Source organism: Amycolatopsis sp. NPDC104587 (assembly GCF_055583645.1).
Map to the genome: position 1 here is coordinate 827,596 of NZ_JBVJNO010000001.1, position 12,257 is coordinate 839,852.

The window sequence follows — 12,257 nt, forward strand, 5'->3', positions numbered from 1 at the left end:
CCGGTCGTCAGGGGTGGGGGGTGAAGGCGAGGGACACGTTGTGGCCGCCGAAACCCGCGGCGTTGCAGATCGCGGCGCGCGGCCCGGTCAGCTCCCTCGGGAAGGTCCCGACGACGTCGACGTCGATCCGCTCGTCGAGGTCGTCGAGGTTGGCGGTGGGCGGCGCGACCCGGTGCACCAGGGTGAGCACGGAAGCGACCGCGCCGAGGGCGCCGGCCGCGCCGAGCAGGTGCCCGGTCATCGACTTGATCGCGGAGACCGGGACGGTCCCCAGCCCGAACACCGTGCTGATCGCGCGGCTTTCGGCGACGTCGCCGGCGCCGGTCGAGGTGGCGTGCGCGTGCACGTGTCCCACGTCGGCCGGGTCGAGCCGCGCGTCGGACAGCATCCGGCGCAATGCGCTCGCCAGGCCCGCGCCGTCCGGGTGCGGGCTGGTGATGTGGTGGGCCTCGGCGCTGATGCCGGCCCCGGCCAGGGTGCAGTGGACCCGCGCGCCCCGCGCCCGGGCGTGGGAGGCGCGCTCCAGGATCAGCACGGCCGAGCCTTCGGCGAGCACGAACCCGTCCCGCGTGTGGTCGAACGGCCGGGACGCGCGCGCCGGCTCGTCGTTGCGGGCCGACAGCGCCCGCATCTGCGCGAACCCGGCGACGACCAGCGGGTGGATCCCCGCGTCGGCGCCGCCGACCGCGACGACGTCGGCGCGGCCGAGGCGGATGAGGTCGAGCCCGGCGGCGATGGCTTCCGCGCCCGCCGCGCAGGCGGTGCTCGGCGCCGTCGCCAGCGCCCGGGCGCCGATCTCCAGGGAGGCCTGCGCCGCCGCGTGGTTGTTCATCAGCATCGGCAGCGCGAGCGGCGACACCTTGCGCGGCCCGTGCTCCCGCAGCTGGTCGTGGTTGTGGACGACGGTGTGCACCCCGCCCACGCCGGTGCCGAGCACCACGGCGACCCGTTCCGGGTCCGGCCGGCCCGCGGAGTCACCGTCCGCCGGGCCGACAAAACCCGCGTCGGACCACGCTTCGCGCACCGCCAGGACACCGAACTGGCCCACCCGGTCGAGCCGCCGGGCGGGCACCCGCCCGAGCAGCTCGGCGGGGTCCGCCGCGGCCTTCGCCGCGATCCGGACCGGGAGGCGGGCCGCCCACGGCTCGTCGAGCTTCGCGACCGCGCCGCGGCCCTCGAGCAGCGCCGCCCAGGTTTCCTTGACCGTGGCGCCGAGCGGGGTGATCGCCCCGAGCCCGGTCACCACGACCGTTTCGTCGTCGCTCATGCCGAGTCCATCGCGTCGACCAGGCTCTGCGGCCGGATGTCGGTCCAGTGCTCTTCGACGTAGTCGAGGCAAGCCTGCCGGGTGTCTTCGGGGTGCACGACCGTCCAGCCCGCGGGGACCTCGACGAAGGACGGCCACAGGGAGTGCTGCCGCTCTTCGTTGCGAAGGACCAGGAAGGTGCCGTCCGGGTCGTCGAAGGGGTTCTGCGTCACCGGGTGCCTTTCGTCGTGGGCTGCGGGTGTCCGTCACCGGGGGAACCCGGCGACGCCAGCACGCAGAGCGTGGCGATGCGCCGCACCGTGCGTGCGTGGAAGATCGAGCTGATGTCCACTGTGGACTGGAGTGCGGTCCGGATCCGGCCGGTCAGGCGCATCGCGAGCAGCGAGTCGCCGCCGAGGCCGAAGAAGTCGTCGTCGAGACCGGGCGCCTCGACGCCGAGCAGCCCGGCCACGAGTGCGGTGACGGTCTCCTGGACCCGGCGCACGCGGGCGGGGTCCGGCAGGAAGTCGCCGACGACCGACGACGGGCGGTTCGCCAGCTCCGCCAGCAGGCCGGTGAACACCGTCGCCGCGCGCTCCGCCGTGGCCGCGCTCAGCAGGTCCGGGCGGTGACCGAACGCCAGGTGCAGACGCTCTTCCGGCGTCACGGTCAGCTTGAGCGGGAAGTGGTACGGGTCGTGACCGCGCACCTCGGCGATGCTCAGCGTGCCGGACGGCGAGTGCTGCTGCGGCGTGGCGTAGTTCTCGAACACCAGGCAGGTGTCGAACAACGCGCCCGCGTCCGCGGCCCGCCGGATCTCCCCGAGCGGGAGGTGGTGGTGCCCGGTCAGCTCCGCCTGGTCCCCCTGGACGTCGGCCAGCAGCGCGCCGAGCTTCTCGGACCCGGCGAGCCGGACCCGGACCGGGACGGTGTTGATCATCAGGCCGACGATGTCCGCGTACCCGGGCAGGTCCGGCGAGCGCCCGGAAACCGTGCTGCCGAACACGATGTCGGACAGGCCGGTGAGCCGGTGCAGCGTCAGCGCCCAGGCGACCTGGACCACCGTGTTGAGCGTGACGCCGTGGGTGCGGGCCAGCTCGGTGAGCGCCGCGGTGGTGGCCGGCGGCACCACGACGGTCCGCGTCTCCGGCATGGCCCGCACGAGCGCGGTGTCGGTGTGGGGCGCCAGCAGGGTGGGCGACGGCAGGTCCGCCAGCGCCTTCTGCCACGCGGCGCGGGCCGCGCCGGTGTCCTGCCGGTCCAGCCATTCGAGGTAACGGCGGTAGGGCGTGACGGCCGGCAGGCCGGCCGGGTCACCGTGGCGCTGGTAGAGGTGGGCCAGGTCGCGCAGCACGATCGACCCGGACCAGCCGTCGGCCAGGATGTGGTGCTGGGTCAGGACAAGCGCGTAGTGGTACTTGCCCAGGCGCACCAGCTTGCCGCGCAGCAGCGGCGCGCGTTCGGTGTCGAACGGCTCGAGCCGGTCCCGCACGAGCAGCTCGTCCAGCAGCTGCCGTTGCTCGGGCTCACCCGGCTCCCGCAGGTCGATGCTCTGCCAGGGCAGCGGGACGTGCGCCGAGACGACCTGGGCGGGTTCGCCGGAGGCCAGCCGGACGAACCGGGTGCGCAGGGTGTCGTGCCGGTCCACCAGCTTCTGGCACGCCCGGCGCAGGCGCATCGGGTCCAGCGAGCCTTCGAGCTCGAACACCAGCTGGACGTTGTGCACGTCGAGCGCTTCCCGGTCGTACAGCGCGTGGAAGAGAAGGCCTTGCTGCGTGGGCGAAAGCGGCAGGACGTCGGTCACCGGCGACTCTTCGGCCAGCTGGTCGAGCTCGTCCTGGGTGATGTCGTCCAGGGGGACGTCCGACGGGGTCAGGCCGGCCAGTGCCGGGCGCTCGGCGTACGCGGCCATCACCCGGAGGGTGGCCAGCCAGGCGTCGCTCAGGGCCTGAACGTCCTCTTCGGACAGCAGCGCGGACGCCCAGCTCCACGTCGCGGTCAGGTGCGGGCCGTCACGGCGGTCCTCGGTCACGGCGTCGAGCTCGAGCACGTGCGAGAGCGGGAAGTCCGGCGGCACCGACGGCGCCGGCGACTCACCGGCGGACCGCCACTCGGAGTCCGCCTCGGTGGTGAACCGGCCCAGGTAGTTGAACGCGATCTGTGGATCCGGCCGGCCGGCGAGCGCGGCCCGGCCTTCGTCGGTGAGGTACCGCGCGAGCCCGTAGCCGATGCCGTGGTCCGGGACGGCGCGCAGCTGTTCCTTGACCCGCCGCAGGGCCTTGCCGAGCGACGCCTCGCCGACCCCGGACGTCCCGGGGTCGAGGCGGACGGGGTGCAGCGTCGTGAACCAGCCGGCGGTGCGGAACAGGTCCAGGCCGCCGACGTCCTCGCGGCCGTGCCCTTCGAGGTCCACCAGGACGTCGGTGCCGCCGCCGGTCCCGCGGGCCTGGCGCCAGCTCGCGACGGCCAGCGCCAGCGCGGTGAGCAGCACGTCGTTGACCCCGCCGCGGAACGCCGCGGGGAGCGTGGTCAGCAGCGGCCGGGTCTCTTCCGGGGTGAGCCGCACCGCGAGGGTGCCCGCCGTGCGGTGGACGTCCCGGCGCGGATCGAGGCTTTCGGCGGCCAGCGCCGGGTCGTCGCCGGAGAGAACTTCCTGCCACTGAGCCAGTTCCTCGGTCCAGCGCGGCTGGGTCGCCGCTTCGGACAGGGCCAGGCTCCAGGTGCGCAGCGACGTCGGCACCGGCGCCAGCCGCGCGGAAGCGCCGTCACGCGCGGCACGCCAGGCGGCGTGCAGGTCGGGCAGCAGGATCCGCCACGACATCCCGTCGACGGCGAGGTGGTGGACCACCACCAGCAGCCGGCCGGGCTCGCTCCCGGCGTCGAACCACGTCACCTGGACCATCCGGCCGGCGGCCGGCCGCAGCCGGTCCACGGCGAGCGCGGCGTGGTCGGCGACCGCCGACTCCAGCGCCGCTCCGGTCAGACCTTCGACGTCGACCCGCTGGACGCAGCCGGCGGCGTCGGCGAACCCCGGCGGCGGCACGGCGAGCGACCAGTCGTCGGTCAGCTGCATCCGCAACGCGTCGTGCCGGTCGAGCAGCGCCTGCACGGCCGTGGTGAGGTGCTCGACGCCGAGGCCGGCGGGCACAGTGAGGAGGGTGGACTGGTTGAACGCGTCCACCGGGCCGCCGAGCTCCCGCAGCCGGTGGATGATCGGCGTCGCCGGGAACTTGCCGGTGGCGTCCTGGTCGTCGGCCGGGGCCTGGCCGGTCAGGCCGGTGTCGGCGAGCCCGGGCAGCGTCGCCAGCGCGGCGACCGTGCGGTGGGCGAAGACGTCCTTCGGAGCGAGCACCAGCCCGGCCTGCCGGGCCTTGGCCACCAGCTGGATCGACAGGATGGAGTCGCCGCCGAGCTCGAAGAACCCGTCGTGGACACCGACTTCGGGAACCCCGAGGACCTCGGCGTACAGCCGGCACAGCACCTGTTCGACGTCCGTGCGCGCGGGCTGGGCCGGCACCGGCGCCCGCTCCGCCGCCACCGGCGGCAGCGCGGCCCGGTCCACCTTGCCGGTGGCGGTCAACGGCAGCTCCGGCAGCCGCACGAACGCTTCCGGCACCATGTAGTCCGGCAGCTGCGCCGCGGCGTGCTCCCGCAGCGGTTCGGCGTCGAAGTCGTCGTCGGTCACCACGTACCCGATCAGCCGCTTGGCCCGCCCGCTCTCCTGGACGGCCACCACGGCCTGGTGCACCGCGGGGTGCCGGGTGAGCGTGCCCTCGATCTCGGCGAGCTCGATGCGGTGGCCGCGGATCTTGACCTGGTCGTCCCACCGGCCGCTGAAGACCATCTGCCCGCCGGCCGACCACCAGACGACGTCGCCGGTGCGGTACATCCGTTCACCCGGCGCGCCGAAGGGGTTGGCCACGAACCGTTCCGCGCTCAGGCCGGGCCGGCCGAGGTACCCGCGTGCCAGCCCGATCCCGCCGATGTACAGCTCACCGGGGACCCCGGCGGCGACCGGCCGCAGCCACGGGTCGAGCACGTAGGTGTCGATGTTGGGAATGCCGCGGCCGATCGGGACCGCGCCGGGGGAGACCTCGTCGCCGGGCTCGATGCGGTACTGCATGCAGCCGATGGTCGTTTCGGTCGGCCCGTACTCGTTGATCACGGTGACGGTCGGGATGGCCGTGCGCAGTTCGCGCAGGGCCTCGCCGACGAGCTGTTCCCCGCCCAGCACCAGTTCCGCCGTCGAAGCCAGCCACGGGTGCGTGCCGGTCAGCAGCGGCAGGTGGCTCGGGGTGGCCTTGCCGAACGGCGCCGGGCCGATCGGCGGCGGCTCGGTTTCGTCGAGCCCCGCGAGGTGCACGTGCCCGCCCGCGCTGAGCGTGCCGTAAACGCCGGTGATGGTGAGGTCGAACGAGATGGGCGAGTGGACGACCGCTGAAGTGGCGAGCCCGGGGTAGGCCTCCCGCGCATAGGCGAGGTAAGAGATCACGGACCGGTGCAGGGTCTGCACGCCCTTGGGTCGGCCGGTCGACCCGGAGGTGTAGACCACGTAGGCGGGGTGGTCGGGGCGCAGCCGCGCGTCGGTCACGGCGTTCGCGGAGTGGCGGTCCAGATCCAGGTCGGCCAGAGTCAGCGCGCCCTCGGGCACTCCGGCGTGGACACCCTCGGCCACGAGCGTCAACACAGGCGCGGCGTCGGCCAGCAGGAACGCGATCCGGTCGGGCGGCAGCGTGAGGTCGATGGGCAGGTAGGCGCCGCCCGCCTTCATGATCCCGAGCAGCACGACGATCTGTTCGGCGCTGTGCGGCCACAGCACCGCGACGTGGTCTTCGGGACCGACACCCCGTTCGAGGAGTTCGGCGGCGAGCCGGTTCGCCGCCGCGTCGACCTCGGCGTAGGTGAGGGACGTCGTGCGGTCGGAAAGCGCTGTCGCGGCCGGGGTCCGGCGGACCTGGGCCTCGAAGAGCGTGGGCAGCGTGTCGGCCGGGAAGTCCAGTTCCGGGCCGGTGGCCCAGTCCAGCACGGTGTCCCGCTCGGCCGTGTTGAGCGGCTCGATGCGGCCGACGAGAGCCGTGGGCTCGCCGGCGATCGTGGCCAGGACGGATTCGAGCAGGTCGAGCACCCGCTGGGCCTGCGCGGCGGAGTACGAATCGGTCCGGTGGTTCAGCTCCAGCAGGATCCGGTCCCCGGGCACCACGAGCAGGCTCAGCGGGTAGTGCGTCGACCCGAGCACGCCGTCCCGCGCGCCGCCGTCGGCGTCGCCGGTGATCGGGGTGACGCGCAGGCCGGGCAGCGGTTCGGTGGCGGTGGAGTCCGCGTCGGTCCGGGCCGTGCTGATGGCGACGAAGGTGTCGAACAGCGGGCCGCGCCCGGCGAGCCGCTGGATCTCCGGGAGCCCGAGGAAGTGGTGGTCGGAAAGGGCGGACTGCTCTTCCTGCACCCGGTTCAGCAGTGCTTCCACCGTTTCCGCCGGATCGAGGCGGACGCGCACGGGCGCGGAGTTGATCAGCAGCCCGACCATCTCCTCGACCCGGCGGACCCCGGCGGGCCGGACCGAAACCGTCTGCCCGAACACGACGTCGGTGCTGCCGGTGAGGGTGGTGAGCACGAGCGCCCACGCCGCCTGCACGATCGTGTTGAGGGTGAGGCCCCGCGTCCGCGCGGCAGTGACCAGCGCTGCGGTGGACTCCGTGGACAGTTCGGCCACGGACAAGGCGGGCATGCGGTCCCGGCCGTCGGCCTGTCCCGGCGCGACGAGGGTGGGCGCGGGCAGCCCGGCAAGCGCTTCCCGCCACGCCGCCGCGGCCGCGTCCTTGTCCTGTTTCGCCAGCCACCACAGGTAACCGGCGACGGAGACGGCCGGCGGCAGGGCTCCGGTGTCGCCGTCGGTGGCGTACAGCGTGATGAGGTCGCGCACGACGATCGGCAGCGACCAGCCGTCGAGCAGGATGTGGTGGTGGGTCAGGACGAGCACGTGCTGCCGCTCGTCGAGCCGGACGACGTCGAACCGCAGCAGCGGCGGCCGGGTGAGGTCGAAGCCGCGCAGCCGTTCTTCCGTGAGGTGGGCGAGCAGCCGGGTTTCGCGGTCTTCCGGCGCTTCCGCGCCGAAGTCCACAAAGGCGACCGGGACGGCGACCTCGCGGTGCACGAGCTGCACCGGCTGACCGGACTTGCGGTGCTGGAAGCTCGTCCGCAGGGTGGCGTGCCGCGCCACGACGGCTTCGCACGCCGAGCGCAGGCGGGCGGGGTCGATCTCCCCGTCCAGCCGCAGGGCGAGCTGGCTGGTGTACTCGTCCAAGCCGTCCCGGCTCAGCTGGGCGTGGAAGAACAGGCCCTCCTGCAAGGGGGACAAGGGAAGTGCCGCTTCCAGCGGGGAATCGACGGTGGTCACAGGCGGCATCTCCCACTCGGTCGGCAGCCGTGCCCGGTGGCCGGCGCTGACGGGCCGGTACGGTCCGCGTCGACCATGGTTGCGCGGGAGCGAATGCCCTACCAGGCAGGGAACCGGCAATCGGCGGGCCGCCCGGCAAGCCGAGACCGGCACCGTCTCCACCCGGGGGTGGAGGTGTGCACCTCTACCCCTACGCAGAGGTGAAACGGGGCGCCGAAGCCCTAGTCTTGCTTCAGCGGTCGGCGGCCCCCCAGCGCCGGCCGCGCCCATCCGAACGACACACACAACTGGTACTCGGTGAGCCGAGCTCCCTCACCAGTGAGGACGGAGATTTCCGATGAGCGAGACGATCACTCCGGTACTGACGGTCGCAGTGCTGCTGTTCGTGTTCCTGCGGCAGTTCCGCCGGACCAAGCTGAAGGTGCTGACGTGGCTGCTGCCGATCCTTCCGGTGGCCGTCGGGTGCCTCGAGCCGGACCTGATCGACCACGCCAAGCCCGGGGCCTCGATCGGCTTGGGCGCCGCGGTCGTCGTGGTCGGCGCGTTGCTCGGCGCGGTGTACGGCATGCTGCTCAAGGTGTCCCGCGACGCCGACGGTGTCACGTGGCTGCAGGGCGGCTGGATCGCCGTCCCGATCTGGGCCGGTCTGGTGCTCAGCCGGCAGGCGTTCCACGCGATCGGGAACAGCATGGACACCGGCACGAGCTTCGGGTTCGTCGCCATTTCCTTCGGCGCGATGCTGCTCGCCCGGGCCATCGTGGTCGCGGTCCGCTCCGCCAAGTCCGTCCGGCTCGTGCCGGCGGCGGCCGCGGCCGGCTGAGCCACCGGCGTTTGCCGCCGCCTGATGACTCCCAGTAGCCTGACCATGACCGAATATCGAGCGGATTCCGCCGTGGTGAGGAACTGGGTCATGGGGGCACAGGGCTTGTGGGACTCGTGGCCGGCGCCCGGAGCGGTCTACCGCTTCCGGTCGCCGGCCGCCCGCACCGTGGGCCGCGTGGTGCGGGCGGTGCTGACGATCGGCGGCTTGGTCGTCGTGGTCGTCGAGCTGCCGGGCGCCGAGGACCGGCTGACCCGGCGGCTGGAGCTGATCGGTCTCGAAGTGGTCCTCGTGCTCGCGGCGGCTGTGGCCCGGTACGCCGCACAGCAGCGGAACATCGGGTTGCTGCTCGGTTGCCTGGCGGTGAAGATCGGAGTGATCGCCGGCGCGCTCTTGCTGGGCAGCGAGCTCCTGGCCCTGGCGACCACGAGCATCACCACCCTGGTGATGGTGCAGCTGGCACCGGTGGTGGTGGCCGCCGGGTTCGCCGCGGTCGCGCTGACGGTCGTCGCCTCGACCCACCCGTGGCAGCCGTTCTTCATCGTCACCGCGATCGCCTTCGCCGTGGGTTTCCTGAGCAGACGGGACAAAGAGGCCAGGGAGACCACCCGGTCGCTGCTGCGCCAGGAACGCGCCGCGCGAGCCGCGGAACAGGCGGCCCAGGCGGCCCAGGCCGAGGCAGCGGCGCTCGCCGAACGCGCGCGCATCGCGCGGGAGATCCACGACGTGCTCGCCCACAGCCTGACCGCCCAGCTGGTCCACCTGGACGCCGCCCGACTGATCGCCGTGCGGATCCCCGGCGCCGACCAGGTCACCGAGCAGGTGGAGACAGCGCGCCGGATGGCCGAAAAGGGCCTGGTCGAAGCCCGCGAGGCGGTCCTCGCCCTGCGCGGCGAGCGGATCCCGTTGGCGGAGGAGCTGGTGTCCCTGGCCGCGGACCACGGCGCGAAGTTCGCTTCCACCGGCGAACCCCGCACCCTGTCGGCCGAGTCGGCGCTCGCGGTGCGCCAGGTAGCGGTGGAGGCAATGACCAACGTCCGCAAACACGCCCCGGCCAACGACGTCACCATCACACTCGAGTACCTGACGGACGCTGTCCGGATGAGTGTGCGGGATCGGCTGCCGGAGAACGGCTCGGTGCCGGAGCGGTCCGGCGAGCTGGCGGCCAGTGGTGCGGGGTATGGGATCCGCGGGATGCGGGAACGGGCTGAGCTGCTCGGTGGGGCGCTGGTTGCGGAGCCTGACGCGAGTGGTTTTCAGGTTGTTCTGGAGATGCCTGCTTAGGGATCCGTTGGGGTGGCGGGAGAATCGCTGCTGGTCAGCCGGGTTCTCCGGGCGTCGGGTCGCGATCCGTTGGGGCGAGGAATCCGGGCGAGCTTGGCCTGCTGGGTCCCGACTCGTTGAGAGCAGGGAATCTCGGCAACCAACCAGGCGAGCCCGGTCCGCCGAACACGAGGTGGGGCGGGGAATCCCAGCGAGCGGCCAGGCGAGCGCGGTCCTGCCGGACACCGGTCCCGATGCCGTTGGCGCGGGAATCCCGGCGACCAGCCAGGCGAGCTTGGCCTGGCGGTTGCCGGATCCCGGTCCGTCGAGCGCAAGCAACTCCGGTCCACCGAACGCCGGTCCCGCCCCTTCATCAGGCTGAACGCGACCTTCCCTCATCCGGCGCACTCCACGCTTTTTAGCTACTCTGTAGTAGGAACCAGACCCGGAAAGCGTTATCCCAACCCGCAGAATATGTCGAAATAAGGTATTTGTCCGAATTCGCGGACACTGGAGAGTGCGTTCCCAGCCGAGATGTCCCACATTTCACTCGGTCGCAGTAGTCAGCCGGCGCGCGATGAGCCATTCAGACCAGCAAATCGCGTAGGGCATTCACCTGAGCTGATGCGGGCCCCGGCGCTGTCACCGCTGTGGCCCAAGGGGTCCACCGCCCGTCGCGAGGCGCCGAGCCACCGGTTCTCCCCGTCACGCCGGGGAGAACCGGCGGCGGAAGGTGTCGGGCACGAGGGCCGGTTCCGTTCGTTCGCGCAGGCCGGAGCCTTTTCAGCAACTGGTGAAAACGGCGGGATCGGCCCACCCGGACCGGATTCCGCGGGCTGAATGGGCGGGCGGCCGGGGCGCATATCGGATCCGGCGGTGCATATCGGATCGAGTAGGCCGGTCGTGTGACCTGGCGTCGGCCGCGTCCGGCGTCTCGTCGCTCTTTGACACGGCTGCCACCCGTGGGTACGCTCGCTTTCGCGAGTAGGCATTGACTGATGAAGGTCCGAAGGAATTCGAAATCGGGCCTCGGCGGCTCGGTGGGGGACCTCGCGGAAAACTTGTGTTGCTCAAGAATTCTCGTTCACTTAATTAAATATTCACTCTGGGGGCATTGTGGATAGCGGGCAAGTTCGAGCCATTTTAGTGGCGCGAAGAAAGCTGGTCGGCTGGAGCCAGGAAAAACTGGCCGAACAGTCCAACGTCAGTGTTCGCACCATTAGAAATCTGGAAACCGGCGCGATCAGGAATCCGCGCCGTTCGTCGGTCGATCTCCTTCTCGATGCGTTGCGTTCGGCGGCGCCTTCGCAGAATTCCGCACTTTTCTCGACCGAAAACAGCAATTCCGGCAACGCGGCCGGTTCGTTCTGTTCGGAGAACGACAAGCGGCCGGACTGCAGCGTGGTCCCGCACGGCGCGAAATGGGTCGGGCTGCGGCCGAAGCAGGACGTCACGGTGGGCAGGCGCGCCGACCTGCAGCACGTCGTGTCCACGATCCGGCGGGGCAAGACGCTGGTGCTGACCGGGTCCGTCGGGGTCGGGAAGACGCGGCTCGCGCTCGCCGCGGCCGCGCAGCTGATCGACCGGTTCCCCGACGGGGTGGCGGTCGCCGAGCTCGGTTCGCCCGGCCTGGCCACCATGGACGAGCGGGCCGCCGTCGCCGAGATCTGCCGGGCGCTGGACTCGCTGCTCCCGGCCGGTTCCGCGGCGGATCGCCACGAGACCGACGAAATGCGGATGCTCCTGGTGATCGACGACGCCGAGCGGGTGCTGGGCGCCGTGATGCCGGTGGTCCGGCAGCTGCTGGACCAGTACCCGGGCCTGCACGTCCTGATCACCTCGCTGCAGGCGCCGGCCTCGCTGCCCGCGGACGTCTGGGAGGTCGCGCCGCTGCCGGTGGAGCTGCCGCCGGGCGCCACCGGATACCCCGCCGCGGCGGAGCTGTTCCGCCTGCGGGTCGCCTCCGCCCTGCCGACGCTGGATCTCAGCGAGAGCATGCCGAGCGTCGTGCAGCTGTGCCGCCGGCTGGGCGGGTTGCCGCTCGCCATCGAAATCGCCGCTTTCCGCATGCGTTCGGTGCCGTTGCGGATGATGCTGGCGGAAGGCCCGATCCTGCCGATCCTGGAGCAGAACTCACTGGGCGGGCTTTCCCACCAGCGTTCCCTGCGTCAGGGAATGGCGTGGGCGTTCGGCCTGCTCGACAATCGGCAACGCGGGGTGTTGCTGCGCCTTTCGCAATTCACCGAGGCGTTTTCGATCGACGACGCGCTGGATTCGATCTCCGCGAACGGGAAACCGGACGTGGACGGGATCGGCGTGCTGGCCGGGCTCGTCGACGTTTCGGCGGTCCAGGTCCGGCGTGATCGCCAATACGTGTACGAGGTGCCCAAGTTGATGCGCGAATACGTCAACGCCGTTTCGGCCTGAGCCGGTCCGGCAACCGGCCGGCAGCACCTTGCCGGTCGGTTGCCGGGCCGCGCGGGCCCGGAATCGGGAACCATCGGTCTGCCACGGTCGGCTGAACGAGCCACAGG

General features: G+C 71.9%; 6 protein-coding genes. 3 read left to right on the plus strand and 3 right to left on the minus strand.

What is annotated here, in order from left to right; translation table 11 throughout:
* Positions 1 to 7: 7 nt before the first annotated feature.
* The 3 genes from ACZ61C_RS04025 to ACZ61C_RS04035 are packed head-to-tail and all read right to left on the minus strand — an operon-like array spanning position 8 to position 7,640.
* A complete protein-coding gene (locus ACZ61C_RS04025; RefSeq protein ID WP_465302550.1) occupies positions 8 to 1,267 on the minus strand; it encodes a beta-ketoacyl-[acyl-carrier-protein] synthase family protein in 1,260 nt (419 codons plus the stop codon).
* A complete protein-coding gene (locus tag ACZ61C_RS04030) occupies positions 1,264 to 1,479 on the minus strand; it encodes an MbtH family protein (protein WP_465302552.1) in 216 nt (71 codons plus the stop codon). The genes ACZ61C_RS04025 and ACZ61C_RS04030 overlap by 4 nt, the downstream gene beginning before the upstream one ends.
* The gene (locus ACZ61C_RS04035) at positions 1,476 to 7,640 is read right to left on the minus strand and encodes an amino acid adenylation domain-containing protein (protein WP_465302554.1); all 6,165 of its coding nucleotides are present in this window, start codon (positions 7,638 to 7,640) and stop codon (positions 1,476 to 1,478) included. Before ACZ61C_RS04035 ends, ACZ61C_RS04030 begins: the two co-directional genes overlap by 4 nt.
* Positions 7,641 to 7,977: 337 nt before the next feature.
* Between ACZ61C_RS04035 and ACZ61C_RS04040 the strand changes: the two genes are divergently transcribed.
* The 3 genes from ACZ61C_RS04040 to ACZ61C_RS04050 all read left to right on the plus strand — a co-directional run bounded on the left by ACZ61C_RS04040 (position 7,978) and on the right by ACZ61C_RS04050 (position 12,150).
* Positions 7,978 to 8,460 carry a hypothetical protein gene (locus ACZ61C_RS04040; protein ID WP_465302556.1) on the plus strand — a complete coding sequence of 161 codons (483 nt, stop codon included), beginning with the start codon at positions 7,978 to 7,980 and terminating at the stop codon, positions 8,458 to 8,460.
* Positions 8,461 to 8,550: 90 nt separating this feature from the next.
* Positions 8,551 to 9,744 (plus strand): sensor histidine kinase, encoded by a 1,194-nt coding sequence (locus ACZ61C_RS04045; protein WP_465302558.1) that lies wholly within the window; start codon positions 8,551 to 8,553, stop codon positions 9,742 to 9,744.
* A 1,125-nt stretch (positions 9,745 to 10,869) separates the two neighbouring features.
* Positions 10,870 to 12,150, plus strand: coding sequence for a helix-turn-helix domain-containing protein (locus tag ACZ61C_RS04050; RefSeq protein WP_465302560.1), 1,281 nt, complete (start codon positions 10,870 to 10,872; stop codon positions 12,148 to 12,150).
* The last annotated feature ends 107 nt before the right edge of the window (positions 12,151 to 12,257 follow it).

Bases quoted from the DNA above. Each gene is read 5' to 3' on its own strand.
- ACZ61C_RS04025 (WP_465302550.1), bottom strand. From the start codon at position 1,267: ATGAGCGACGACGAAACGGTCGTGGTGACCGGGCTCGGGGCGATCACC.
- ACZ61C_RS04040 (WP_465302556.1), top strand. From the start codon at position 7,978: ATGAGCGAGACGATCACTCCGGTACTGACGGTCGCAGTGCTGCTGTTC.
- ACZ61C_RS04045 (WP_465302558.1), top strand. From the start codon at position 8,551: ATGGGGGCACAGGGCTTGTGGGACTCGTGGCCGGCGCCCGGAGCGGTC.